This is a genomic window from Achromobacter sp. PD1, assembly GCF_048541815.1.
Classification (GTDB): Bacteria; Pseudomonadota; Gammaproteobacteria; order Burkholderiales; family Burkholderiaceae_B; genus Achromobacter; species Achromobacter bronchisepticus_A.
In genome coordinates, this window is sequence record NZ_CP183349.1 from 31,916 (window position 1) to 56,239 (window position 24,324).

22 protein-coding genes are annotated in these 24,324 nt (G+C 65.9%); 15 read left to right on the forward strand and 7 right to left on the reverse strand.

All coding sequences use genetic code 11. The annotated features are described in order from the left end of the window. From ACM1PE_RS00135 to lpxC, 4 genes are all read left to right on the forward strand, one after another. Window positions 1-825: a cell division protein FtsQ/DivIB gene (locus ACM1PE_RS00135; protein WP_059373724.1), complete on the forward strand. Its 825-nt coding sequence runs from the start codon at window positions 1-3 to the stop codon at window positions 823-825. 4 nt (window positions 826-829) lie between these two features. Continuing rightward, complete coding sequence (gene ftsA, locus ACM1PE_RS00140) at window positions 830-2,056, forward strand: cell division protein FtsA (protein WP_006217473.1); 1,227 nt, start codon at window positions 830-832, stop codon at window positions 2,054-2,056. 189 nt (window positions 2,057-2,245) lie between these two features. Next, complete coding sequence (gene ftsZ, locus ACM1PE_RS00145) at window positions 2,246-3,430, forward strand: cell division protein FtsZ (RefSeq protein ID WP_054457598.1); 1,185 nt, start codon at window positions 2,246-2,248, stop codon at window positions 3,428-3,430. Window positions 3,431-3,670: 240 nt separating this feature from the next. Then, the gene (gene lpxC / locus ACM1PE_RS00150) at window positions 3,671-4,594 is read left to right on the forward strand and encodes a UDP-3-O-acyl-N-acetylglucosamine deacetylase (protein WP_059373723.1); all 924 of its coding nucleotides are present in this window, start codon (window positions 3,671-3,673) and stop codon (window positions 4,592-4,594) included. 277 nt (window positions 4,595-4,871) lie between these two features. Here the strand turns inward: lpxC and ACM1PE_RS00155 are convergent, their stop codons facing one another. Then, entirely contained in the window at window positions 4,872-5,279 is a 408-nt protein-coding gene (locus ACM1PE_RS00155) for a DciA family protein (RefSeq protein WP_082401228.1), read from the reverse strand. Between the two features lie 127 nt (window positions 5,280-5,406). On the opposite strand from ACM1PE_RS00155, the gene ACM1PE_RS00160 reads away from it, so the two are divergent. The 6 genes from ACM1PE_RS00160 to ACM1PE_RS00185 all read left to right on the forward strand — a co-directional run bounded on the left by ACM1PE_RS00160 (window position 5,407) and on the right by ACM1PE_RS00185 (window position 13,730). Then, window positions 5,407-6,378, forward strand: coding sequence for a M23 family metallopeptidase (locus ACM1PE_RS00160; RefSeq protein ID WP_054457596.1), 972 nt, complete (start codon window positions 5,407-5,409; stop codon window positions 6,376-6,378). A 191-nt stretch (window positions 6,379-6,569) separates the two neighbouring features. Continuing rightward, the gene (gene secA, locus ACM1PE_RS00165; protein ID WP_059373722.1) at window positions 6,570-9,305 is read left to right on the forward strand and encodes a preprotein translocase subunit SecA; all 2,736 of its coding nucleotides are present in this window, start codon (window positions 6,570-6,572) and stop codon (window positions 9,303-9,305) included. Window positions 9,306-9,318: 13 nt separating this feature from the next. Continuing rightward, on the forward strand, window positions 9,319-10,038 hold the full coding sequence (locus ACM1PE_RS00170; protein WP_286012350.1) for a VOC family protein: 720 nt from the start codon (window positions 9,319-9,321) through the stop codon (window positions 10,036-10,038). Window positions 10,039-10,235: 197 nt separating this feature from the next. After that, window positions 10,236-10,991 carry a GntR family transcriptional regulator gene (locus tag ACM1PE_RS00175; RefSeq protein WP_059373720.1) on the forward strand — a complete coding sequence of 252 codons (756 nt, stop codon included), beginning with the start codon at window positions 10,236-10,238 and terminating at the stop codon, window positions 10,989-10,991. Beyond that, window positions 10,988-11,974: a tripartite tricarboxylate transporter substrate binding protein gene (locus tag ACM1PE_RS00180; RefSeq protein WP_059373719.1), complete on the forward strand. Its 987-nt coding sequence runs from the start codon at window positions 10,988-10,990 to the stop codon at window positions 11,972-11,974. Before ACM1PE_RS00175 ends, ACM1PE_RS00180 begins: the two co-directional genes overlap by 4 nt. 61 nt (window positions 11,975-12,035) lie before the next feature. Beyond that, window positions 12,036-13,730, forward strand: coding sequence for a thiamine pyrophosphate-binding protein (locus ACM1PE_RS00185; RefSeq protein ID WP_251877944.1), 1,695 nt, complete (start codon window positions 12,036-12,038; stop codon window positions 13,728-13,730). Here ACM1PE_RS00185 and ACM1PE_RS00190 read toward each other — a convergent pair. Continuing rightward, window positions 13,711-14,253, reverse strand: coding sequence for a cysteine dioxygenase (locus ACM1PE_RS00190; protein WP_419342207.1), 543 nt, complete (start codon window positions 14,251-14,253; stop codon window positions 13,711-13,713). The two genes, ACM1PE_RS00185 and ACM1PE_RS00190, sit on opposite strands and share 20 nt — an antisense overlap. Before the next feature lie 181 nt (window positions 14,254-14,434). Between ACM1PE_RS00190 and ACM1PE_RS00195 the strand changes: the two genes are divergently transcribed. The 3 genes from ACM1PE_RS00195 to ACM1PE_RS00205 all read left to right on the forward strand — a co-directional run bounded on the left by ACM1PE_RS00195 (window position 14,435) and on the right by ACM1PE_RS00205 (window position 16,527). Beyond that, a complete protein-coding gene (locus ACM1PE_RS00195; RefSeq protein WP_059373717.1) occupies window positions 14,435-15,217 on the forward strand; it encodes an SDR family NAD(P)-dependent oxidoreductase in 783 nt (260 codons plus the stop codon). A gap of 80 nt (window positions 15,218-15,297) precedes the next feature. After that, window positions 15,298-15,756, forward strand: a complete 459-nt coding sequence (locus tag ACM1PE_RS00200; RefSeq protein WP_042796425.1) for an Lrp/AsnC family transcriptional regulator — start codon at window positions 15,298-15,300, stop codon at window positions 15,754-15,756. Between the two features lie 159 nt (window positions 15,757-15,915). Beyond that, window positions 15,916-16,527: a gamma-glutamylcyclotransferase gene (locus ACM1PE_RS00205; RefSeq protein WP_059373716.1), complete on the forward strand. Its 612-nt coding sequence runs from the start codon at window positions 15,916-15,918 to the stop codon at window positions 16,525-16,527. A gap of 16 nt (window positions 16,528-16,543) precedes the next feature. Here the strand turns inward: ACM1PE_RS00205 and pagP are convergent, their stop codons facing one another. The 4 genes from pagP to ACM1PE_RS00225 form a co-directional block, all read right to left on the reverse strand. Next, a complete protein-coding gene (gene pagP, locus ACM1PE_RS00210; RefSeq protein WP_059373715.1) occupies window positions 16,544-17,098 on the reverse strand; it encodes a lipid IV(A) palmitoyltransferase PagP in 555 nt (184 codons plus the stop codon). Window positions 17,099-17,228: 130 nt separating this feature from the next. Beyond that, window positions 17,229-18,701: a magnesium transporter gene (gene mgtE / locus ACM1PE_RS00215; protein WP_054457586.1), complete on the reverse strand. Its 1,473-nt coding sequence runs from the start codon at window positions 18,699-18,701 to the stop codon at window positions 17,229-17,231. A gap of 10 nt (window positions 18,702-18,711) precedes the next feature. Further along, complete coding sequence (locus ACM1PE_RS00220; protein WP_054457585.1) at window positions 18,712-19,122, reverse strand: acyl-CoA thioesterase; 411 nt, start codon at window positions 19,120-19,122, stop codon at window positions 18,712-18,714. A 105-nt stretch (window positions 19,123-19,227) separates the two neighbouring features. Further along, window positions 19,228-20,316, reverse strand: a complete 1,089-nt coding sequence (locus tag ACM1PE_RS00225; protein ID WP_059373714.1) for a YeiH family protein — start codon at window positions 20,314-20,316, stop codon at window positions 19,228-19,230. Window positions 20,317-20,450: 134 nt separating this feature from the next. On the opposite strand from ACM1PE_RS00225, the gene ACM1PE_RS00230 reads away from it, so the two are divergent. After that, a complete protein-coding gene (locus ACM1PE_RS00230) occupies window positions 20,451-21,344 on the forward strand; it encodes a LysR family transcriptional regulator (protein WP_059373713.1) in 894 nt (297 codons plus the stop codon). Between the two features lie 3 nt (window positions 21,345-21,347). On the opposite strand, the gene ACM1PE_RS00235 is transcribed toward ACM1PE_RS00230, so the two are convergent. Continuing rightward, the gene (locus ACM1PE_RS00235) at window positions 21,348-22,544 is read right to left on the reverse strand and encodes a M20 aminoacylase family protein (RefSeq protein ID WP_059373712.1); all 1,197 of its coding nucleotides are present in this window, start codon (window positions 22,542-22,544) and stop codon (window positions 21,348-21,350) included. 75 nt (window positions 22,545-22,619) lie between these two features. Between ACM1PE_RS00235 and ACM1PE_RS00240 the strand changes: the two genes are divergently transcribed. After that, window positions 22,620-24,320 (forward strand): AMP-binding protein, encoded by a 1,701-nt coding sequence (locus ACM1PE_RS00240; RefSeq protein ID WP_059373711.1) that lies wholly within the window; start codon window positions 22,620-22,622, stop codon window positions 24,318-24,320. Window positions 24,321-24,324: the final 4 nt, after the last annotated feature.

The following is a 24,324-nucleotide window of genomic DNA, read 5'->3' on the forward strand; positions in this document are numbered from 1 at the left end:
GTGTGGAACGACGCTCGCACCACCAACCTGATCGCCAACACGCTGGCCGTGCTGGCGGTTTGCGCCATGCTTATTGCGGGCGTGGTGTGGGTGGCGCAACGCCCGTTCTTCACGCTGCAGGCCATCGAGCTGGAATCGATGCCGGACACCGAGCTGCACTACGTGTCCACGGGGGCGGTGCGATCGGCGATCGCGGGCCGCTTCAAGGGCAATTTCTTCACGGTGGACCTGGACGACGCGCGCGAGATCTTCGAATCGGTGCCGTGGGTCCGGCACGCCACCGTGCGGCGGATCTGGCCCAATGTGTTGCGCGTGCGGATCGAGGAACAGCAGCCCCTGGCGCTGTGGAACGAGAACCAGATGATCAACACCTGGGGCGAGGCGTTCACGGCCAACACGGGCGAGGTGGACGACGAGACGGTGCTGCCGCAGTTCTCCGGTCCGGAGGGTACCGAGTCGCTGGTCGTGCAGCGTTACGCCGAGTTGGCGCGCTGGTTCGCTCCACTGGACATGCACGTCACGCAGTTGGACCTGAGTCCGCGCTACGCCTGGCGCGTGGTGCTGTCCAATGGCATGTCGCTGGACCTGGGCCGCGATCCGGGCGCCGATGCGCCGGATCCGCATGGCCTGCCGGGCGCCTTGCCGTTTGCGGCCCGCATTCAACGTTTTGTGCAGGCGTGGCCCGCCGTTGCCGGACGCCTGGAAGGGCGCACCGTGACGCAGGCCGACCTGCGCTATCCCAATGGTTTCGCCCTGGCGCTGGCCCCGTTGCCGCCGTCGGAAACCAAATCCAAATCCACACCGAAACCTCCCAAGAAACGCTAACGCCATGACCCGTGACATCAAGGACCTTATCGTCGCCCTCGATATCGGCACCAGCAAGGTGGTGGCTGTGGTGGCTGAAATTTTGCCTGAAGGGCGATTCGAAGTGCTGGGCCTCGGCCAGCACGAATCGCGCGGCATGCGCAAGGGCGTGGTCGTCAATATCGAGACCACTGTGAATTCCATCCAGCGCGCGCTTGAAGAAGCCGAGCTGATGGCAGATTGCAAGATTCGCGACGTCTACACCGGCATTGCCGGCAGCCATATCCGCAGCTTCAATTCCAGCGGCATGGTCGCCGTGAAGGACAAGGAAGTCACCGCCACCGACGTTGCCCGCGTCATCGAGACCGCCAAGGCGGTGAACATCCCGACCGACCAGCAGGTGCTGCACGTGCTGACGCAGGAGTTCATCGTCGACGGCCAGGAAGACATCCGCGAACCCATCGGCATGAGCGGCCTGCGCCTGGAAGTGCGCGTGCACATCGTGACGGGCGCGGTCAGCGCCGCCCAGAACATCGTGAAGTGCGTGCGCCGCTGCGGCCTGGAAGTGCAGGACCTGATCCTGCAGCCCCTGGCCTCCAGCCTGGCCGTGCTGACTGCCGATGAAAAGGAACTCGGCGTCGTGCTGGTCGACATCGGCGGCGGCACCACCGACGTGGCCATCTTCACCGGCGGCGCGATCCGCCACACCGCCGTGCTGCCGATCGCCGGCGACCAGATCACCAACGACATCGCCGCGATGCTGCGCACGCCCACGCCCGATGCCGAGGAAATCAAGCTGCGCTATGGCGTGGCCAAGCAGGTCCTGGCCAGCCCGGATGAGTCCGTTGAAGTGCCGGGCCTGGGCGACCGCGGCCCGCGCCAGGTCAAGCGCCAGGCGTTGGGCGCCGTGATCGAGCCGCGGGTGGAAGAGCTGTTCACGCTGGTGCAGCAGGTCGTGCGCGACTCCGGCTACGAGGACTTGCTGGCTTCCGGCGTGGTCCTGACCGGCGGTTCGGCGCAACTGCCCGGCATGATCGAACTGGCCGAGGACGTGTTCCTCAAGCCCGTGCGCGTGGCGGTGCCCGAATACGAAGGCAGCCTGGCCGACGTGATGCGCAATCCGCGCTTCTCGACGGTGATGGGCTTGTTGCAGGAAGCAAGAATGCAGCGTGTGCGCGGCCGCAAGGTCGCCGCCCAGACCGGCAATTTCAAGAGCCTGCTGGCGCGCATGAAGGAATGGTTCATGAACTGAGTTGTACAGGGCAGGTTGGGGCCTGTCCTTGGTGCGGTTCGCAGCGGTATCGCGGGCCGGGCCAGAAGAGGGGAGGCGCTTCAAACCCGTTGCGGGCCCGTCCGGCGACGAGTTTGAGGCGATTCACAAAACATAGGTTGGTTGGGGAATTTTTGTGATTTGCGAAATCGGACTTGTGAGGGAGTCATCATGATGAACTTTGAGATGCTTGAGAACAACACCAAAGGGACCGTTATCAAGGTCGTTGGTGTGGGCGGTGCGGGCGGCAATGCCGTGGCGCACATGATTCGCAGCGGCGTGCACGGCGTGGATTTCATCTGCGCCAACACCGATGCGCAGGCACTGGCGGCGACCAACGCCCCGGTGCAGATCCGTCTGGGCCGCACCGGCCTGGGCGCGGGCGCCAAGCCCGAGCAGGGACGCGCGTCGGCTGAAACCGCGCGCGAGGAAATCCGTGCCGCGCTGAATGGCGCGCACATGGTCTTCATTACCGCCGGCATGGGCGGTGGCACCGGCACCGGCGCAGGTCCGGTCGTGGCCGAAGTCGCCAAGGAACTGGGCATCCTGACCGTGGGCGTGGTCACCAAGCCGTTCACCTTCGAAGGCAACAAGCGCCTGAAGATGGCTGAGGACGGCATCTCGGAACTGGCCAAGCATGTGCATTCGCTCATCGTGGTGCTCAACGAGAACCTCTATGAACTGATGGACGAGGACGCGACGCAGGAAGACTGCTTCCGTTCCGCCGACGACATCCTGCACAACGCTTGCGCGGGTATCGCCGAAATCATCAACGTCGAAGGCAACGTCAACGTCGACTTCGAAGACGTCAAGACGATCATGGGCGAGCAGGGCCAGGCCATGATGGGCACGGCGTCGGCTTCGGGCGCTGACCGCGCCCGCGTGGCCGCCGAGCACGCCATCGCTTGCCCGCTGCTGGAAGGCGTGGACCTGAACGGCGCTCGCGGCGTGCTGGTCAACATCACCGCCAGCCGTTCGCTGAAGATGCGCGAAACGCGCGAAATCATGGAAACGATCCGCAGCTACGCTTCGGACGACGCGACCGTGATCTTCGGCACCGCCTACGACGAGTCCATGGGTGAGAACCTGCGCGTGACCGTGGTTGCGACCGGCCTGGGCCGTGCGCAAGCGCGTCCGCAGCTGGTGCAGAACACCGCTGAAGTGCTGCGTACCGGCACCGACAACATGCCCATGGGCGCGATGCCGGCTGGCGGTCAAGGCGATTACCGCAACCTGGACATGCCGTCTGTCATGCGCAATCCGCGCAGCCAGGCGTCGGCCCAGGTGCGTGCACTGGAAAGCTCGGGCATGGATCATTTCGACATCCCGGCATTCCTGCGCAAGCAGGCGGATTGAACCTAAGAGCCTGTTTCAGGCTCTAAACGCACTCCCTCATCTCCGGCCCGCCTGTCCCCACAGGCAGGCCGGAGGCGAAGCGGTCCGTGTTCCCCTTGCACGGTTCCAATAAGGGACGGAGGTATCGGTCGATCCGGACGCCAAATGGCGCCAGGGATCGGACAGAGTTACAATACGTCAGTTACGCCGGCAATCTGCTCGTCTTCTTGCCGGCTTCCTGGCTCAAAACACCCAAGTCTCATGTTCCGACAGCGCAGCATTCAGAATCTCGTCCGCACGACAGGCGTCGGCGTCCACTCCGGACGGCGGGTCGAGCTCACCTTGCGCCCGGCACAACCGAATACGGGCATCGTTTTCCACCGCGTCGACCTGCCGCAAGTCGTGGACCTGCCCGCGCAGGCCACCGGCGTGGGCGACACGCGCATGGCATCGGTGCTGCAGCAAGGCAATGTCCGCGTGTCCACGGTGGAACACCTCATGTCGGCGCTGGCCGGCCTGGGCATCGACAACCTGCATATCGACCTCACTGCCGAAGAAGTCCCGATCATGGACGGCAGTGCGGCCACGTTTGTCTACCTGCTGCGCTCGGCAGGCATCGTCGAACAGAACGCGCCCAAGCAATTCATTCGCGTTCTGAAGCCGGTGGAAGTGCGCGAAGGCGAAGGCCGCAACGAGAAATGGGCCCGGCTGGAACCGCACGAAGGCTATGCGCTGGCGTTTTCGATCGATTTCCGCCACCCCGCCATCGACTCCACGGCCAATTTCGCCGAGATCGATTTCGCCACGCATTCGTATGTGCGTGAAATCGCCCGCGCGCGCACCTTCGGCTTCGTCAATGAAGTCGAGGCCTTGCGCTCCATGGGCCTGGCCCGCGGCGGCAGCCTGGATAACGCCATCGTCATGGACGAGTACCGCGTGCTCAACAGCGACGGTCTGCGCTACGACGACGAATTTGTGAAACACAAGATCCTGGACGCCATCGGCGACCTGTATCTGTTGGGCAAGCCCCTGGTGGCGCGCTACGTCGCGTGCAAGTCGGGACACGGCCTGAACAATCAGCTGGCCCGCGCGCTGCTGGAGCAGCGCGACGCCTGGGAGCTGATCACCTACGAATCGCAGGCGGAGGCGCCGCAGGCGTTCCGCCACGAGTGGCAGCTGGCCTAGCGTCAGACCCACCCCCTACCCGCTGCGCGGGTCCCCTCAAGGGGGCGGCGCTGGCGGACCGGCAAAGCTGGCTCCGCTGCGCCCGCGCTATCATTGTGCGCGGCTAGGTTCCTGATCGTTCGCGGTAATTCCCTGGGCGGCTCCCGGCGGATGGCTGCGGTCGTCATCCCCTAGCGCTTAAGGCGCAAACCGGCGGCAAACCATAGTATCGATCCGTCCGAGAACTTGGTTTCGCTTCGTTTCCGGGGGCGCCGGATCAAGGACAACCCTGCCGGCTTCAGCTACTCTTGTGGTGCTTCAAGAGCTTGGCGACCGCGTCGGCCAGAGGGCCGGGCCGCAGGTTGCCGTGCAGTGTCTCGAACGCGCCCAGGGCGGTGTTGCCCAGCGGTTGCGCCTCTTTGGGAGGGCGCGGCTGACGGGCGCCGGGCTTGGGCAAACCCGCTTGTACCTTGACGGCGATTTCGTTAAGGTTCCAGCCTTGGTCTGCCAGGGACCGCGCGATGCGCGGTGCCAATTGACGCATCTTGGCCGCATGCGCGGCACTCGGCACCACCAGGTGGAGGCACTGGTTTTCCAGCTTGCCCACCTGGCATACGGCGCCCAGCGGGGCGGGCAGAACCGCCGCCACCGCGTACTGAATTTGCAGGTGCTTGCGGGCGGTCGCCAGAACTCCGGCGCCCCGCATGTCATGACCCAGCCATCCCAGGGCGGTATCTTCTTTCCGCCGGCTGGAACTGGAACGTTGACGGTATGAAGTGGGTCTATTCATCCCGGCTCTAAGAATTAGGAAGCAAACCTTGAAAATCGTGATTATGCACGCCCGCGACGGGCAGGACGGGCATTTCACCCTGGGCGGCGCGCGCCTCGCGCTGTTTCTGGGGGGCGCCTTGATCACGGCCGCCATCTTTGGCGCCGCATTACAACGATACCTTACTCCGATCCTCCCGGCCGTACATGCCGTGGGCTGGCCCCTGGCGGGTCAACCCGGGCGCGATGCCGATTTCCTGCGCGGCAACATGAATTTGCTGGCCGCCAAGGTCGGGGCGCTGCAGGCCAAGCTGGTGAGCATTGACGGATTGGGCCAGCGCGTGGCCAAGGTGGCCGGCGTGGCCTATACAGACCCCGAATTGGCCAAGCAGCTGGCCGTGGCGCAGCCCGAGGCGCTGACCCAGCCCGAGGCTACCCAGGTCATGGACGATCTGTTCACCGACCACCCGCCGCCCAGCGCGGCCTCGGCCGAGGCGCTGGGCCGCCAGCTCGACGAGATCCAGGCCAGGCTGGCCCAGCAGTCCGACAATCTGAAGCTGTTGGACGCGGCGCTGACCAAGCGGTCGGCGGACCAGGCGCGCATGCCGACCGCCATGCCCATCACCGATTACCCCTATCTCAGTTCGTCTTATGGCTGGCGCCGCAACCCCGTGACCGGGCGCAGCGCCATGCACGAAGGCCTGGATTTCGCCGCGCCTCCGGGCACGCCCATCCTGGCCGCCTCGGGCGGCGTGGTGCTGGAGTCCAAGTTCCAGCCTGGTTACGGCAACATGGTCGAGATCGATCATGGCGACGGCCTGATCACCCGCTATGCCCACGCTTCCTCCCTGATGGTCAAGCAGGGTCAGCTGGTTGAACGCGGCCAGCAAGTGGCCCGCGTGGGCAGCTCCGGCCGTTCCACTGGCCCGCATTTGCACTTCGAAGTGCGCCTGGCCGGGCAGCCGCTGGACCCGCGCCTGTTCCTGGGGCCGCACCAGACCGCGCCGCCCTCCACGGTGGCCCACGCCGCCCAGTGAACCTGGGCGGTCCGCGCCGGTCAAACCGGCCGGCAGCGCTACCCTGGCCATAGGTTCAGGCTATTGCGCTCCAGGTGCGTTAAACTGGTTCGTTTTCCAGCGGACCCCCGCTCAACCAATAACATCAAGTCACGGGTGACGCTGCTCCGGCCTTTCGTGGGCGCGGCGTGGCTCGTGCGGCCGACATACGCATGGTTTCTCTGCTCAAAAAACTCATAGGCAGTCGCAACGACCGGCTGCTTAAGCAGTATCGCAAGCTGGTAACCCAGATCAATGGGCTCGAACCCAAGATCTCCGCGCTCTCCGACGCGGAACTGGCGGCCAAAACCGAGGAATTCCGGTCCCGTCACGCCCAGGGTACGTCCCTGGACGATCTGCTGCCCGAAGCCTTCGCGGTTGTGCGCGAAGCCGGCAAGCGGGTGTTCGGCATGCGCCACTTCGACGTGCAGATGCTGGGCGGCATCGCCCTGCACAGCGGCAAGATCGCCGAAATGCGCACGGGCGAAGGCAAGACCCTGATGGCGACGCTGCCGGTCTACCTGAACGCGATCGCCGGCAAGGGCGTGCACGTGGTCACGGTGAACGACTACCTGGCGCGCCGCGACGCGGAATGGATGGGGCGCCTGTACCACTTCCTGGGCCTGAGCACCGGCGTGGTCGTGCCGCAGCAGCCCAACGAGGAAAAGAAGGCGGCCTACCAGGCCGACATCACCTACGGCACCAACAACGAATTCGGCTTCGACTACCTGCGCGACAACATGGAATACCGTGTTGAAGACCGTCGCCAGCGCGGCCTGTTCTACGCCATCGTCGACGAAGTGGACTCGATCCTGATCGACGAAGCCCGTACGCCGCTGATCATCTCCGGTCAGGCCGAAGACCACACCGAACTCTACGTCCGCATGAATGCGGTGCCGCCGCTGCTCAAGCGCATGGCGCACGAGCCCAAGCCGCAGGAGCCGGAACCCGAAGGCGACTACTGGGTTGACGAAAAGAGCCAGCAGGTCTACCTGTCCGAAGCCGGGCACGAGAACGCCGAAGGCATCCTGTCGCGCCTGGGCATCCTGCCGGAAGGCGAATCGCTGTACGACCCGCGCCATATCGCGCTGATGCACCACCTGATGGTGGCGCTGCGCGCCAACACGCTGTTCTTCCGCGACCAGCAGTACGTGGTGCAGGACGGCGAAGTGGTCATCGTCGACGAATTCACCGGCCGCCTGATGGTGGGCCGCCGCTGGTCCGACGGCCTGCACCAGGCGGTCGAAGCCAAGGAAGGCGTGAAGATCCAGCACGAGAACCAGACGCTGGCGTCGATCACGTTCCAGAACTACTTCCGCATGTACGAAAAGCTGTCCGGCATGACCGGCACGGCCGATACGGAAGCTTACGAATTCCAGGAAATCTACGGGCTTGAAACGGTCATCATCCCGACCAACAAGCCCATGGTCCGCAAGGACCAGAACGACCAGGTCTTCAAGACCGACGGCGAAAAGTACAACGCCATCCTCGAAGACATCCGCGACTGCCACGAACGTGGCCAGCCGGTGCTGGTGGGTACCACCAGCATCGAAAACTCCGAGCTGCTGTCGGGCCTGCTGAAGAAGGCCAAGCTGCCGCACGAAGTGCTGAACGCCAAGCAGCACGCCCGCGAAGCCGAGATCGTTGCCGAGGCCGGCAAGCCTGGCCACATCACCATCGCCACCAACATGGCGGGCCGCGGTACCGACATCGTGCTGGGCGGCAGCGTCGACAAGCAGGTCGATCTGATTCGCGCCGACGAATCGCTGTCCGATGCCGAAAAGAGCGCCCGCATCGAGAAGGTGCGCGCTGAATGGAAGCCGCTGAACGAGCAGGTCAAGGCCGCCGGCGGCCTGCGCATCATCGGCACCGAACGCCACGAATCGCGCCGTATCGACAACCAGCTGCGTGGCCGTGCGGGCCGCCAGGGCGATCCGGGCTCGTCGCGCTTCTACCTGTCGCTGGAAGACTCGCTGATGCGCATCTTCGCGGGCGACCGCGTGCGCGCCATCATGGAACGCCTGAAGCTGCCCGAGGGCGAGCCCATCGAGGCCGGCATGGTGACGCGTTCGATCGAGACCGCGCAGCGCAAGGTGGAAGGCCGCAACTTCGACATCCGCAAGCAATTGCTGGAATACGACGACGTCGCCAACGACCAGCGCAAGGTGCTGTATTCGCAGCGCAATGACGTGCTGGAAGCCGCCAGCGTGGGCGCCACCGTGCAGAACCTGCGCGACGCCGCCGTGACCGAGATGTTCAACACCTACGTGCCGCCGGAATCGGTGGAAGAACAGTGGGATGTGCCGGCGCTGCAGACGGCGCTGGAGGCTGACTGGCATGTGCAGCTGCCGCTGACGGAAATGCTGGAAAAGGAAGCCAACCTGACCGACGACGACCTGCGCGAACGCGTGGTGGGCGCCGCGCGCGAGGCCTACCAGGCCAAGGTCGACCAGGTGGGCACGGAATCGTGGTCGCAGTTCGAGCGTTCGATCATGCTGCAGGCGATCGACACGCACTGGCGCGAACACCTGTCGGCGCTGGACTATCTGCGCCAGGGCATCCATCTGCGCGGCTATGCGCAGAAGAACCCCAAGCAGGAATACAAGCGCGAAGCCTTCGAACTGTTCTCGGGCATGCTGGATCGCATCCGCGACGACGTGGTCCGGGTGCTGATGACGGTGCGCGTGCAGTCGCAGGAACAGGTCGAACAGGCCGAGGCCGAAGCGGCGCAGCCGCACGTGCAGAACGTGCAGTACCACCATTCCGACTACGACGAAGCGCTGGCCCAGTCTGAATCGGACAGCGGCGCGCAGCCCGTGCGCAATGCCTTGCCCAAGGTCGGCCGCAACGACCCGTGCCCTTGCGGCAGCGGCAAGAAGTACAAGCAGTGCCACGGCAAGCTCGTCTGATCCAGGAGCCATCATGCTGCATTCCGTCGGCCGCACTGAATTCGACCATGCCGTGGTCATGGTGCGCGACCGGCTGGATGCGCTGGCCCCGCATTTCGAGCGCCAGGGTTTTCACCTGAGCGACAAGGCGGTGCATAACCTGGGGTCGTGCAACCGCTTGATCGTGCTGGAAGGCACGTACGTCGAATTGCTGGGCTGGCCGCCCGGCGCGCCGCCCGCGCGCAAGGAAATCGCTGATTCCCCGTTCGGGCTGGAGGCGCTGGTGTTCCGCACCCATGACGCCGAAGCCACCCGCGAACGCCTGCTGGCGGCAGGCTTTGCCGTCAATCCCGTCCAGGAACTGAGCCGTCCCGCCATGCTGGATGGCCAGGAAGTCCAGGCCCGTTTCCATACCGTGCGTTTCGCCGAGCAACCCTTGCCCGGCATCCGCATGTATTTCTGCCGCCATCTGACGCCCGAATGCGTGTGGTCGCCTGAACTCATGGCGCATCCCAACGGCGCGCGCAGCTTGCTGCGCATCGATGCCCGCGCGCCCGACGCGCGCGCGGTCGCCGAACGCCTGGCGCTGGTGGCCGGCGTACCGGCCGAAGCCGCCAGCGGCGGCTGGGACGTGCCGCTGGCCAACCTGCGCATCCACGTGAGCCAGGATGCCGCCGCGGCAGGGCCTACGCTGTCGACGTTGACCCTGGAAAACAAGGACGGCGCGCACTACACGCTGGATACCGGCCTGTAAGCGCCAGGCGGCAGATGCCGCTGAAGAAAAAATCGCCCGCAGCGTCCGCGCCGCGGGCTTTTTTTCGTCCCGAGGGCCATGGCGAGTGCGGCTGACAATAGCCCGCTTTCGGGGAAACCCGGGGTTGTTGGGTAAAGTGTATGCACTTTAGTATGCAATTCATTCCCGACGATCCAACCGAACCCAGGTGATCCGGCATGACGCAACCCTCAGTCGCAATCCGGCCTGCAGCGCGCACCAAGGAAGCGCAGGCCGAGCTGTATGGCGCGGTCAAGGCGATGGCCGTGCGCTTCGAATTCAAGCCTGGTGAACGCATCAACGAGGTCGAGCTGGCCCGCAGGCTGAACGTCAGCCGCACGCCGCTGCGCGAGGTGCTGAACCAGTTGATGGTCGAAGGTTTCCTGACCCGTTCGGTCAACCGCGGCTTTATTGCCCGCCTGCTCGACGCCAAGCAGATCCACAGCCTTTACGAATACCGCGCCGTGCTGGAGGCGGGCATCGTACGCGCGGCCTGCGAGCGCGCCACCGACCAGGAGCTGGCGAGCCTGCGGGAATTCGTCGAGCGTTCCCGCGACGTACCCGAGGACAGCGACGCCACCCGCTTGCTGGAGCTCGATGAGGCCTTTCACCTGACGCTGGCGCGCTACTCGCGCAATGAGGAGTTCGTGCGCGCGCTGGAAAGCGTCAACGCCCGCATTCATTTCGTGCGCTGGATCGACATGCAGCAAGGACGCCGCAGCCATACCCAGGGCGAGCACCTGCGCATCGTCGAGGCGCTGGAGCGGCGCGACATCGACGCCTTGCCGGGACTGATGAGCGCGCACATCGGCCGCCGCCTGGACCAGATCACCGACGTCATACGCACCGGTTTTTCCACGATCTACATGCGGGACCAGGCCGAACCCGCCACGGCAGCGCCGGCCAACACCATACAAGCAGGGGAAATGCTATGAATCACGGGATAAAGCGCGGACTGGCTGCGCTATGCATGTTGTCCGCCACGGCGGGGGCTTTCATTGCGGCGCCGGCCGCGGCCGAAGAGCGGCCGCTGGTGCTGGTCGTGCCGTATCCGCCCGGAGGCAGCACCGACATCCTGGCGCGCATCCTGCAGCCGCGCCTGTCGCAGCAATTGGGCGGCCGTGCGGTCGTGGTCGAAAACCGGCCGGGGGCGGCCAGCCAGATCGCCACCGCCTTCGTGGCGCGCGCCGAACCCGACGGCAACACGCTGCTGGTCAGCTTCGACAACCACGGCATCAACCCTGCCGTGAAGCCCAAACTGCCCTACGACACCTTCAAGGACTTCGTCGCCATTTCGCAGACCGTGCGCTTCCCGCTGGTGCTGGGCGCCAATCCCAGCGTGCCGGGAGACAACCTGAAGGAGTTCCTGGCCGCGGCCGCCAAGCAGCCGCCCAACAAGTTCAACTACGCGTCCACCGGCGTGGGCTCGCTGAACCATCTGGCGCCCGAAGAGCTCAAGCGCCTGTCGAAGGTGGAGTTGCTGCACGTGCCGTACGGCGGCGGCGGACCGGCCATCCAGGCGGTGGTGGGCGGCCAGGCCAGCATGACCTGGCTGAGCTTTGCGGCGCTGCGCGGCCAGATCCAGGCCGGCAAGATCAAGCCGCTGGCGGTGGCCGGCGACAAGCGCCTGCCCGATCTGCCCAACGTGCCGACCGTGGCGGAGTCCGGCTTCCCAGGCTTTGTCGCCTATTCCTGGAGCGGCATGTTCGCGCCCAAGGGCACGCCGGAAGCGACCGTGAAAAAGCTGACGGCCGACTTCAAGGCGGTGCTGGCCGACCCGGAAATCCGCAAGAAGGTGACGGACGCGGGTTTTGAGATCGTGGCCTCCGACGGCCCGGCGCTGGACGCCTACGTGAAGTCGGAATACGACCGGTGGAGCGCCTTCATCAAGAGCAGCAACATCAATCTGGACAACTGAACGAGGCGCGGCCGGCGGAGCGCCGTGCGGCCGCGATGCGTGCAACACAAATGGAGATGACATGGAAAACATGACCGGCGCCGAAGCCATGGTGCGCATGCTGCAGCACAACGGGGTCAAGCACATATTCGGCCTGTGCGGCGACACCAGCCTGCCGTTTTACGACGCGCTGTACCGGCTGGACCACGGCATGCAGCACATCCTGACGCGCGACGAGCGCAGCGCCGGCTACATGGCGGACGCCTATGCTCGCGTGACCGGCAAGGTCGGCGTGTGTGAAGGCCCCAGCGGCGGCGGCGCGACCTATCTGCTGCCCGGCCTGGTGGAGGCCAACGAATCGTCCATACCGGTGCTCGGCATTACTTCGGACGTGGCAGTGGGCTCGCGCGGCAAGTATCCGCTGACCGAGCTGGACCAGGAAGCCTTGTACCGTCCGCTGACCAAGTGGAACCGCACCATCGACCGCGCGGACCAGATTCCCGGCATGGTGCGCGCGGCCTTCCGCGCGATGACGACGGGCAAGCCCGGCGCCGCCCATTTGTGCTTTCCGTACGACGTGATGAAGCAACAGGTGGACGCGTCCGATGTCTGGGCCCAGCCTGAGCATGGGCGTTTTCCGTCCATGCGCTACGCGCCGGATCCCCTGGACGTCGCGCGCGCCGCGCAGCGGCTGGTCGGCGCTCGCGCGCCCGTGATCATCTGCGGCGGCGGCGTGGTCATCGCCGGCGCCAGCGGCGCCCTGCAGGAGTTGGCCGAATCGCTCAAGGCCGCAGTCTGCGTGACCGTGAGCGGGCAGGGCAGCCTGGCCGACACCCATCCCCTGAATGCGGGCGTGGTCGGCTCCAACGGCGGCGTGATGGCGACGCGCGATGTGGTGGCCGCGGCCGACGTGGTGCTGTTCGTCGGCTGCCGCGCGGGCTCCACGTCGACCGAGCACTGGCGCTTCCCCAACCGCGACGTGCCCATCCTGCACATCGACATCGATCCCATGGTGATCGGCGCCAACTACCTGACCGAAGTCGGCATGGTGGGCGACGCCAAGCTGGCGCTGGAAGCCCTGGGCGTGGAGGTGGCGGCGCGCCTGGCGCACCGTCCGTCCGACGCCGCCGACGGCGCGGTGCTGGCCGGCCGCGCCAAGGAGGCGCGCCGCGCGCAGCTGGAGCCGTTGGCCCACAGCCTGGACGCGCCCATCCGCCCCGAACGCGTGGTGCAGTCCTTGAACCGCCTGCTGCCCGACGACGCGGTGGTCTGCGCCGATCCCGGCACGCCTTGCCCGTATTTTTCCGCCTACTACGACGTGTCGCGCCCCGGCCGGCACTTCATCACCAACCGCGCCCATGGCGCGCTGGGCTTCTCCATGTCGGCCGCCCTGGGCGCCTGGGTGGGCCGGCCCCAGTCCAAGTGCGTGTCGGTGATGGGCGACGGCAGCTTCGGCTTCACGGTGGGCGAACTGGAAACCATCGTGCGGCACAAGGCGCCGCTGCTGATGGTGGTGTTCTCGAACTCGGTCTATGGCTGGATCAAGGCCAGTCAGAAAGCGGGCTACGACAAGCGCTACTACAGCGTGGATTTCAACCGCACCGACCACGCCCGCATCGCCGAGGCCTATGGCGTCAAGGCGTGGCGCGTCGAAGACCCGTCCAAGCTGGATGCCGCCATCAAGGCAGCAATGGAGCACGACGGTCCGGCGCTGATCGACGTGGTGGCGCAGCCGCTGCAGGACGCGGCCGCGCCGGTCAGCCAGTGGATGGGTTGACGCTGTCGACCAGGTGATTGACGCCGGTGCAGAGATCGTCCCGGGCCACGCCGTAGATGTGCAGTGACACGGCGATGTCCGGGCCGGCGTTGCCCAGGCGGTGGATCTGGCGCAGGCCTTGCGTGGCGGTGACGATGTCGCCAGGGCGGCGGGTCACCGTGCCGCAGGCCTGGGCGACGGCGGACTCCTGATCCCAGCGATAGTGGGTTTCCGTGAGTTCGCCCTGCAACACCTGATAGGTGCACCAGGTCTTGTGGCCATGCACCGGGCTGAATTGGCCGGGCCGCCAGATCAGGTAGGCCATCGTGAAGGCGCCGTGCGGATCGGCGTAGGCGATATGGCGGGTGTAGGACTCGGCCCGTCCGGCGCGCAGCTCCGCGGGCAGGTTCTGCAGCATGTCGCCGGCGCTGGCGACGCTGGCGGCCAGGTCGCGCAGCAGGGCGCGCGCGGCGTTCAATTGGGCGGACTGCACCGATGCGCATAGCGATTGCAGGCCGCCGCCGGCGAGTTGGATGGAAGACATGGCAGGCCTCCAGGCAGAGCTTCCATGGTAGGAGCTTGCGCTGGAATGCCTTTGCCAAATTCGGCGCGTCAGGGCCGCAGATTGGAAAAATATTCCATTCCGCCCGGCAGCCCCGCGCTCCTATACTGGTCTGCTTTGGCGCAACGCTGCGCCGGGCAGCGCAATGACAGGGGAGTCAGGCATGGATCTGGGGATCAGCGGCAAGTCGGCACTGGTATTCGGCGGCAGCCGCGGCATGGGCCGGGCCTGCGCCCTGCAACTGGCGCGCGAGGGCGTGGCGGTCACGATCGCCGCCCGCAACCCCGCCACGCTGGAGCAGGCCGCGGCCGAGATATCGCATGAGACCGGGATAGGCGTGGGCTGGGTGTCGGCCGACCTGACGCAGGCGTCGGGCCGGGATGCGGCCATGGCCGCCTGTCCCCATCCGGACATCCTGATCAACAATGCGGACGGCCCGCTGCCGGGCGACTTCCGCAACTGGAGCCACGACGACTGGATCGCGGCGCTGGACGGCATGATGCTGGGCCCCATCGACATGATCCGGCGGGTCGTGGACGGGATGATGGAACGGCGCTTCGGACGCATCGTGAACATCGTCTCGCGCAGCGTGAAGGCGCCGCATGCTGAACTCGGCCTGTCCAACGGCGCGCGCTCGGGCCTGATCGGCTTCGTCAGCGGCCTGGCGCGCCAGACCGTGCGCCACAACGTCACCATCAATAACCTGCTGCCTGGGGCCTTCGCCACGGACGCGCAGGTCCGGCACATACAGGGCATGCTGGAGCAGGCCGGCGGCAAGAGCTTCGAACAGCTCTGGGACGAGCGCGGACGCGCGAATCCGGCCGGGCGCTACGGCCAGCCCGAAGAGCTGGGGGCGCTGTGCGCCTATGTCTGTTCCGCGCAGGCCGGCTACATGACCGCGCAGAACATCCTGATCGACGGCGGCGGCTACCCCGGGACCTACTGAAGTCCGGCGCCCCGGGGGCGCAGGCTGGACGCGGGCAGGCGGAACGGGCAAGATTGGGGCCGATCCAGCCGAGGAAACCCATGGACCAGACGGACATCAAGATACTGGCCTTGCTGCAGAAGGACGCCACCTGTTCGGTCGCCGAGATCGCCGAGCAAGTGCACCTGTCCGTCACGCCCTGCTGGCGCCGCATCCAGAAGTTGAAGGATGACGGCGTCATCGCCCGCAACGCCATCTTGCTGGATCCCTGCGCGCTGGGCCTGAACCTGACGGTCTTCGTCTCCATCAAGACCAGCCAGCACAACGAGAAATGGACGCAGAGCCTGATCAATGCCGTGATGGCCTTGCCCAACGTGGTGGAGTTCCACCGCATGGCGGGCGACGTCGATTATCTGCTCAAGGTCGTGGTCGAGGACATGGCGGCCTATGACCGCTTCTACCGGCGCCTGATCGCTGCCGTGGACCTGCTGGACGTCAGCGCCAGCTTCTCGATGGAAGTCATCAAAAGCACCACGGAATTGCCGCTGGACGCGGTATAGGCGGGCGCGCGCAATTTTTTTTCCATGGCAGGGGGCGGCGGGGATGCAAATTCCATTCGGCCCGCCGGCCGGCCCCCATCACGCAATTCTTTTGCGCAGGCTACGGCGTAGGATATCCGCACTCCCATCATGGGATGAATCGGGATATCAGAGGACCCTATGTCGTTGGCAGTACCCGCCGGCTGCGCCGGTACGGAAAATTCGCGGCGCGCGCTTTCGGTGGATGACCTGCTGGGCGGCTGGAACGGCGTCGACGACCTGTGGGTGTTCGCCTACGGTTCCCTGATATGGCATCCCGGTTTCACCTGGCGCGAACGTCGGCTGGCAACAGTGCGCGGCTACCACCGGTCCCTGTGCCTGTGGTCGCACGACCATCGCGGCTCGCCCGACAACCCCGGCCTGGTGTTCGGTCTGGACCGCGGCGGCTGCTGCCGCGGCGTGGCCTTTCAGATCGCCGCCTGCGACGTGCCGGCGGTGTTCCAGGCGTTGTGGCGCCGGGAAATGGTCACCGGCGCCTACACGCCGCGCTGGCTCACCTGCCATACGGAAGCCGCGCCGGTGCGCGGGCTGGTGTTCCTGCTGAACCGGGCCTGCCAGGAATACGCGGCCGGCCTCAGCGACGACCGTCTACTGGCGTCCGTGCGCAATGCCGTGGGGCATTCCGGGCCTTGCCTGGACTATGTCGTGGAAACCGAGCGCGCCCTGCGCGCGCACGGCATCGACGATTGGCGCCTGGGTGATCTGGTGCGCAGGCTGGGTCAGGCGTTCTGACGCCTGAAGGTAAGCGTCAGAAGCGCCAGCGGCCGAACATGAACAGCACGTTGCCCGCGCCGGCTGACCCCGGGATGTAGGTCGCGTAGAGCATCGTGTCCTTGTAGCTGGCGCTCACCAGCGGCAGGATGCCGGGGAACGGCACATAGCTCATGATGTCGTGGCGCGCCGTCAGGAAGACGGTGTAGCCCGCGCCCAGGCGGACGTTTTCACTGACCCGCCCGATCTTCAGGAAACCGTAGCCGGCGATGGGTTCGACCTTGCTGTGCGAATCCAGGAAGGCCATGGCGTACAGGCCCTGCCAGTCGCCGTCTTCGTCGTAGATGCTGCGGCCGTAGCCGCCGCCCCATGCCAGCTCGTTGAAGCTGTCGATCTTCTCTTTGCTGTAGGTGGCGCGGTTGTGCCAGGAATAGCCGGTGAAGTACAGGTCGTTGCCGCCTTCCGTCCAGATCTGGTCAAGGCGGTTACAGGCGGACTGCGCCCATGAGGGCATGCTGTCACAGGCCTGGGCAGTGGCGGCGAAGGTGGCGAGCAGCAGGCAAAGGATTGCCGCCCGGAATCTTGCGGTCATTGTGGGCGCTGAAAGGGGGGAGGATGACAATCCCATTACTGTAATGGAACAGTCGTCCTCGACCCTGTCAGCTAGCTGTCAAGCAGGCGCCGCCAGAGGGAAGCGGATTTTTCCTGCTGTTGTATCCAGACTACAGCAGGAAAATCGTGGCCAGGCCCAGAAAGATGAAGAAGCCCAGCGAATCGGTGGCGAAAGTCAGGAGCACCGAAGAACCCATGGCAGGATCCTTGCCGAAGCGGGCGCGCACCATCGGCACCAGCACGCCGACCGACGCGCCGACCAGCATGTTGCAGACCATGGCGGCCATCATCACCAGCGCGATCGACACCGAGTGCGAGATGACCCAGGCGAACAGCGCCGCCACCAGGCTGCCGCACAGGCCCACCATCAGGGTGACGAAGAGTTCGCGCTTGACCAGTTGCCACAGGTTGCGGCCGGTGATCCGGCCCATCGCCAAGGCCCGGATGATCAGGGTCATGGTCTGGTTGCCGGAGTTGCCGCCGATGCCGGCCACGATGGACATGAGGAAGGCCAGGATGACGATCTGGCTGACCGTGCCTTCGAACTGGGAGGCCACGAAGGATGCCGTGGCGGCGGTACAGAGGTTGAACAGCAGCCAGGGGGCGCGGTTGCGCAGGGCGGTGGAGACGGGCGCGAAGATGTCTTCTTCCTGCAGACCGGCGCGCGACAGCGCCTGCTCCTGGGAGTCTTCGCGCATCACGTCCACCACGTCGGCGATGGTCACGCGGCCGATCAGGCGGCCCTGGTCGTCCATGACCGGCGCGGAGACCAGGTCGTAGCGTTCGAAGGCGCCGGCCGCGTCAGCGTCGGAATCCAGCGGGTTGAGCGTCAGGAAATCCGAGTTCATGACGGCGCGCACTTCGGTTTCAGGCTCGCTGACCAGCAGCTTGGACAGCGGCAGGATGCCCTGCAGCTTGTCCTGGCGGTCCACCACGAAGATCTGGTCGGTGTGGTCGGGCAGTTCGTGCAGCCGGCGCAGGTAGCGCAGCACCACTTCCAGGGTGACGTCCTCGCGCACCCGGACCATCTCGAAGTCCATGATCGCGCCCACGCTGTCTTCCGGATAGCCCATGGCTTCCAGCAGCTGCGCGCGTTCCTCTTCGGTCAGGCCCTTCTGGACTTCGGCCACCACGTCGGGCGGCAGGTCGGGCGCCAGGTCGGCCAGCTCGTCGGCGTCCATGTTGCCGGTGGCGGCAACCAGGTCCTGGCGGTCCATCGCTTCGATCAGCGATTCCCGCACCCAGTCTTCGACTTCCAGCAGCACGTCCGCGTCGTGCTCGGGGCTGACCAGCTTCCAGATGGCTTGCCGTTCGTCCTTGGGCAGCGACTCCAGGATGAAAGCGATATCGGCCGGATGCAGCCCGTCCAGCAGGGTCTTGAGTTCGGCCTCGTGCTGACGGTGCACCAGGTCCTCGACCAGCGAGGCCTTGGAGTCGCCTTCCTCCTGGCGATGCACCAGGTCGGCAACCAGTTGCTGGCGGCGCAGGCGTTCCTGCACTTCCGCCAGGGCGTGTTGGGCGTCTTCCGGGTCGAGGCGGCGGGGCGTCGCGGGCGGTTTCTGCGCGGCGGCGGACTGCGTCATGCGTTACGGCTCAAAGAGTGGGGAGGGGACGGCGGCGGCGGGCTTCGTCGGTGGCGACGTAGGTCAGCGTGGCCTCGGTGACCTTGACGATCTCGGCGTCCAGCCGCTGGCGCTCCGCGTAGACCTCGACGGACACCGTGACCGACGTCGTGCCGGTCTTGATGATGGCTGCGTAGAAACTGAGCAGGTCGCCCACGAACACCGGCTCTTTGAACTGGAAGGCGTTGACCGCCACGGTGGCCACGCGTCCGGCGGCGCGGCGCGCGGCGGGGATGGATCCGGCGATGTCGACCTGGGACATGATCCAGCCGCCAAAGACGTCCCCGTGGATATTCGCGTCCGCCGGCATCGGCATGACGCGCAACACCGCGTCGCGATCGGCGGGCAAAGTCGTAAACGGGGTTTTGGTGCTGGAGGTCATGCGGCCGACTCCACTGCTAGGGAACCAGCCGATTATGCAGGAAAAACGCGACAGCGGCGTGCGTGCGCAAAGCCCGCCGCGGCCTTGGGCGCGGCGGGCCAGGGATCAGGACGCCAGCTTGACGATGGCGTAGCCGCCGACCAACAGCCAGAGGTACAGGATCAGGCCCAGCGCCATCACCCGCGGACCGGCCTTGCGGATCTGGGCAAAGCGGGTTTCGATGCCCAGCGCGGTCATGGCCATGGTCAGGGCGAAGATGTCCAGGCGGCGGATGGCGGCCACGGCATCGGCGGGGATGATGTTCAGCGAATTGATGATGGCCAGCACCAGGAAGCCCACCGCGAACCAGGGAATGGGCAGCTTGGCGCCCTTGCCCTGGCCGCCGGCCGCATGCGAGGCCGCGCTGCGCAGATACAGGCCCAGGATCAACAGGACCGGCACCAGCAGGGCCACGCGGGTCATTTTCACGATGGTGGCGACTTCGGTGGTGGCGGGGTCGACATTGCTGGCTGCGCCGACGACCTGGGCGACTTCATGGATGGTGCCGCCGATATAGATGCCCAGGGCTTGGGTGTCGAGATTCAGCCAGCCTGCGTGATAGAGCACCGGGTACAGGAACATGGACAAGGTGCCGAACAGCACCACGGTCGCCACGGCCACCGCGCTCTTGTGCGGGGCGGCCCGCAGCGTGGGCTCGAAAGCCAGCACGGCGGCGGCGCCGCAGATGGCGCTGCCGGCGGCGGTGAGCATGGCGGTGTCGCGGTCCAGGCCCAGCAGGCGCTGGCCCACCACGGTGCCCAGCAGCAGCGTGCCCACCACCACCGCCACCGAAACCGCCAGCCCGGGCAGGCCCACGGCGGCGATCTGCTGGATGCTGATGTTCAGGCCGTAGAAGGCCACGGCGATGCGCAGCAGGCGCCTTGCGGTGAAGTTCACGCCCACGCCCCAATCGGCGGGCATGGTGCCGCGCAGGAAGTTGCCGTAGAGCATGCCACAGACAATGCCCACGACCAGCGGCGAAAAGCCCAGCTGGCGGATCGCGGGCAGGTCCGCCAGCTGCATCACCGCGGCGGCCATCAAGCCGACGAACAGCACGCCATTGAGTTTGTCCCGCCACGGCGTGGCGGCGGGAGCGGCGGCGGGCGAGGCCGGGGTGGCGGGCAGGGGGACGGCGGTGCTGGAAGAGGTACTCATGGCTGGCCTTTTGGAGGAGGCATATCTAAATAACTTCACGAAATATTAATTTCCCGCCTACTATTTGAAAAATCTTTATTTCAGATATGTAATATCAGTAATTCTGATATTTAGGCGGCCCCGACCCGGCAACCATGACGCCAGACCAATTGCTTACCTTTGCCGCCGTGGCCGATGCCGGCAACATCAGCCGCGCGGCGCAGTTGCTGAACCTGTCCCAGCCCGCCGTTTCCGGCCAGCTGCGGATGCTGCAGGAATGGTTCGGCGAACCCTTGTACCGCCGCAGTGGCCACGGCATCGCGCTGACTGAAGCCGGCGAACGCCTGGCCGAGCAGGCCCGCCAGTTGCGCCAGGTGTACCGGCAGGCCCAGGCGGTGCGCGAATCCTGGCGCGGACTGGAAACCGGCGATCTGCGCCTGGGCGCCAGCACCACCCCCGCCAGCTATCTGCTGCCCAGCCTGGTGGCGGATTTCCGCCATGCCTTTCCGGCGGTCAGCCTGCATTTGTCGGACGGCAACACGCGTGAAATAGTCGAGCGCCTGCCGGCCCTGGACCTGGCGTTCATCGAGGGCGACGTGCCTGCGGGGCTGCCCGCCGACACGGCCGTGCACGCCTGGCGGCAGGACGAAGTGGTGGCGGTGGTGCGCGCGGACCACGCGCTGGCGGGCAAGGGGGCGGTGATGCTGCGCGACCTGGCGACGTCGGCGCTGGTCATGCGCGAGCCTGGTTCGGGCGTGCGCCGGCTGGTGGAGCGTGCGTTTGCGGATGCGGGCCTGGCGCCGTCGGTGGGGTTGGAGCTGGCCGGCGTGGAGGGCGTGAAGCAGGCGGTGCGTGCCGGACTGGGCGTGGGCTTCGTGTCCGTCATGTCGATGCGCCACGAAGATGGGGCGCTGGCGGCCTTGCGCCTGTTGCCCAAGCCGCTGACGCGGACCTTGAGCATCCTGGTGCCGCACGCGGACGCGGCCGCCCGCGCCGCCGAACGCTTCCTGGCGATGTGCCTGGCGGTCGGGGCGGCGGACGGCGTTTGAGGGTCAGGCCTTGGCCAGGCGCTTGAGCGCCAGCTGGACCCAGTACGTGCCGCCCAGCGGCAGCAGCTCGTCGTTGAAGTCGTAGCTGCCGTTGTGCAGCATGCAGGGGCCCAGGCCGTGGCCGCTGTCGCGGTGTTCGCCGGTGCCGTTGCCGATCCACACATAACAGCCCGGCAATTCCTGCAGCATGAAGGCGAAGTCTTCCGCGCCCATGGTGGGCTGCACGTGGTCGTTGACGTTGGCCTCGCCCACAAGGTCGCGCAGCACGTCGGCGCAAAACGCGGCTTCTTCAGCGTGGTTGATGGTCGGCGGATAGTTGCGCTGGAAGGTGAACTGCACTTCGCAGTCCATCGCCGCGCAGGTGTGGCGCGCGATCTCTTCCATACGGCGTTCGATCAGGTCCAGCACGTCCAGCGTGAAGGTGCGCACGGTGCCGCGCAATTCAGCATGGTTGGGCACGACGTTGTCGGCGCTGCCCGCATGGATCTGCGTGATGCTCAGCACCGCGGCGTCAAGCGGATTGCGGTTGCGCGTGATGATGGTCTGCAGCGATTGCGCCAGCTGCACTGCCGCCATGACGGGATCGATGCCCAGGTTGGGCATGCCGGCGTGCGTGCCCTTGCCCTTCACGACGATGGAGAACTCGTTGCTGGACGCCATGATGGGGCCGGCGGTCAAGCCAAACTGGCCGGCCTTCATGCCGGGCCAGTTGTGCATGCCGAACACCGCTTCCATGGGGAAGCGCTTGAACAGGCCGTCGTCGATCATGCGCTTGGCGCCGCCGCCGCCTTCTTCCGCGGGCTGGAAGATCACGTAGACCGTGCCGGCGAAATCGCGGTGCTGCGACAGGTATTGCGCGGCGGCCAGCAGCATGGCCGTGTGGCCGTCGTGACCGCAGGCGTGCATCTTGCCGGCGTGGGTGCTGGCATGCTCGAAGGTATTGACCTCCTGCATGGGCAGCGCGTCCATGTCGGCGCGCAGGCCCACGGCGCGGTCGCCCGGCAGATTGCCGCGGATGATGCCGACCACGCCGGTGCCGCCAAGCCCGCGGTCGATTTCGATGCCCCATTCTTCAAGTTTCGCCGCCACCACGTCGGCGGTGCGGAACTCCTCGAACGCCAGTTCGGGATGCGCGTGGATGTCGCGTCGGATCTTGGAAATGTCGTGATGCCACGCGACGATGGGTTCGAGCAGTTTCATGGGGCTCTCGGGCGAAAAAAGGGAACGCAACAAGGGTATCATCAATCAAAAACCAATTTAATGGAGACAAATACCATGACGCGTCCGTGGCTTGCCCATTATCCGCAGGGGGTTCCGGCGGAGATATCGACAGACGGTTATGCCTCCCTGACTGACTTGCTGGACCGGGCCTGCAAGCAGTACGCCTCGCGCATTGCGTGTACCGCAATGGGCAGCAACATCACCTATGCGCAACTCGATGCGCACGCGCAGGCCTTCGCCAGCTGGCTGCAAAGCGTGGGCCTGTCCAAGGGCGAGCGCGTGGCATTGATGATGCCCAACGTGCCGGCCTATCTGGTCAGCATGCTGGGCACGCTGCGCGCGGGCCTGGTCGTGGTTAACGTGAATCCGCTCTATACCGCCGAAGAGCTGCAGCGCCAATTGCTGGACAGCGGCGCGTCGGCCATCGTCATCCTGGAGAATTTCGCGCATACCTTGCAGCGCGTCACGGACCGCGGGCAGCTCAAGCACATCGTCGTGACGGGTCCCGGCGATCTGCTCGGCGGCCTGAAGGCGCCGCTGGTCAACCTGGCCGCGCGCTACGTCAAGAAGATCGTGCCCGCGTGGCAGATCGACGGCGCCCGCATGCTGCCCGACGTGCTGCACGACGGCGCGCGCCAGCGCTTTGCGCCGCCGGCGCTGTCGATGGACGATGTGGCTGTGCTGCAATACACCGGCGGCACCACTGGCGTGCCCAAGGGCGCGATGCTGTCCCATCGCAACCTGGTGGCCAATGTGCTGCAGACGGAAGCGGTGGCGCAGCCGGTGGTGCATGACCTCGCGGACCGGCAGCTCACCATCATCAGCGCGCTGCCGCTCTACCATGTGTTCGCAATGACAGTGTGCGGGCTGTATGGCCTGCATGCGGGCATGCGCAATGTGCTCATCATCAACCCGCGCGACCAGCCTTCGCTGATCAATGCATGGCGCAAGGTGCCGATCAACGTGTTCCCCGGCGTCAATACGCTGTTTAACGCGTTGGCGCACAACGAAGACTTCGCGCGCCTGGATTTCTCCGGCTTGCGGCTGACCTTGGGCGGCGGCATGGCGGTCCAGCAGCAGGTGGCCGAACGCTGGCTGAAGATCACCGGCAGGCCGCTGATCGAAGGCTATGGCCTGTCGGAGACCTCGCCGGTGGCGACCGTGAATCCCACCAATGCGACCGCGTATTCGGGTTCCATCGGCCTGCCGTTGCCATCCACCGACGTGGCCATCCTCGATGACGAAGGCCGTGAAGTGCCGCTGGGCGAACGCGGCGAAGTCGCCATCCGCGGCCCGCAGGTCATGCTGGGATACTGGCAGAAGCCCGAAGAAACCCGCCACTCCATGACCGCCGACGGTTACTTCCGTACGGGCGATATCGGCATCATGGACCAGCAGGGCTACACCCGCATCGTTGACCGCAAGAAGGACATGATCGCGGTCTCGGGCTTCAAGGTCTACCCGAACGAGGTCGAGGCGGCCGTGGCTCAGCATCCGGGTGTGCTGGAATGCGCGGCAATCGGCGTGCCGGACGAGCACTCGGGCGAGGCCGTCAAGGTGTTCGTGGTACGGCGGGATCCGACGCTGACCGAGGCGCAGATCCAGGATTGGTGCCGGGAAAAGCTGACCGGCTACAAGCGTCCGCGCTACGTGGAGTTCCGCGACGAGCTGCCCAAGAGCAACGTGGGCAAGATACTGCGCCGGGAACTGCGTCCCGACGCGGTGGCGGGCGTACCCGCAGACAAGGCGGCTTAGGGCC

Coding starts and splice junctions, on each gene's coding strand:
- ACM1PE_RS00225 (WP_059373714.1), bottom strand. CDS start 20,316: ATGAGTACCTCTTCCAGCACCGCCGTCCCCCTGCCCGCCACCCCGGCC.
- ACM1PE_RS00200 (WP_042796425.1), top strand. CDS start 15,298: ATGGACCAGACGGACATCAAGATACTGGCCTTGCTGCAGAAGGACGCC.
- ftsZ (WP_054457598.1), top strand. CDS start 2,246: ATGATGAACTTTGAGATGCTTGAGAACAACACCAAAGGGACCGTTATC.
- ACM1PE_RS00230 (WP_059373713.1), top strand. CDS start 20,451: ATGACGCCAGACCAATTGCTTACCTTTGCCGCCGTGGCCGATGCCGGC.
- lpxC (WP_059373723.1), top strand. CDS start 3,671: ATGTTCCGACAGCGCAGCATTCAGAATCTCGTCCGCACGACAGGCGTC.
- ACM1PE_RS00190 (WP_419342207.1), bottom strand. CDS start 14,253: ATGTCTTCCATCCAACTCGCCGGCGGCGGCCTGCAATCGCTATGCGCA.
- ACM1PE_RS00220 (WP_054457585.1), bottom strand. CDS start 19,122: ATGACCTCCAGCACCAAAACCCCGTTTACGACTTTGCCCGCCGATCGC.
- ACM1PE_RS00195 (WP_059373717.1), top strand. CDS start 14,435: ATGGATCTGGGGATCAGCGGCAAGTCGGCACTGGTATTCGGCGGCAGC.
- pagP (WP_059373715.1), bottom strand. CDS start 17,098: ATGACCGCAAGATTCCGGGCGGCAATCCTTTGCCTGCTGCTCGCCACC.
- ACM1PE_RS00205 (WP_059373716.1), top strand. CDS start 15,916: ATGTCGTTGGCAGTACCCGCCGGCTGCGCCGGTACGGAAAATTCGCGG.
- ACM1PE_RS00240 (WP_059373711.1), top strand. CDS start 22,620: ATGACGCGTCCGTGGCTTGCCCATTATCCGCAGGGGGTTCCGGCGGAG.
- ACM1PE_RS00155 (WP_082401228.1), bottom strand. CDS start 5,279: ATGCGGGGCGCCGGAGTTCTGGCGACCGCCCGCAAGCACCTGCAAATT.
- mgtE (WP_054457586.1), bottom strand. CDS start 18,701: ATGACGCAGTCCGCCGCCGCGCAGAAACCGCCCGCGACGCCCCGCCGC.
- ACM1PE_RS00180 (WP_059373719.1), top strand. CDS start 10,988: ATGAATCACGGGATAAAGCGCGGACTGGCTGCGCTATGCATGTTGTCC.
- ftsA (WP_006217473.1), top strand. CDS start 830: ATGACCCGTGACATCAAGGACCTTATCGTCGCCCTCGATATCGGCACC.
- secA (WP_059373722.1), top strand. CDS start 6,570: ATGGTTTCTCTGCTCAAAAAACTCATAGGCAGTCGCAACGACCGGCTG.
- ACM1PE_RS00170 (WP_286012350.1), top strand. CDS start 9,319: ATGCTGCATTCCGTCGGCCGCACTGAATTCGACCATGCCGTGGTCATG.
- ACM1PE_RS00175 (WP_059373720.1), top strand. CDS start 10,236: ATGACGCAACCCTCAGTCGCAATCCGGCCTGCAGCGCGCACCAAGGAA.
- ACM1PE_RS00185 (WP_251877944.1), top strand. CDS start 12,036: ATGGAAAACATGACCGGCGCCGAAGCCATGGTGCGCATGCTGCAGCAC.
- ACM1PE_RS00160 (WP_054457596.1), top strand. CDS start 5,407: ATGCACGCCCGCGACGGGCAGGACGGGCATTTCACCCTGGGCGGCGCG.
- ACM1PE_RS00235 (WP_059373712.1), bottom strand. CDS start 22,544: ATGAAACTGCTCGAACCCATCGTCGCGTGGCATCACGACATTTCCAAG.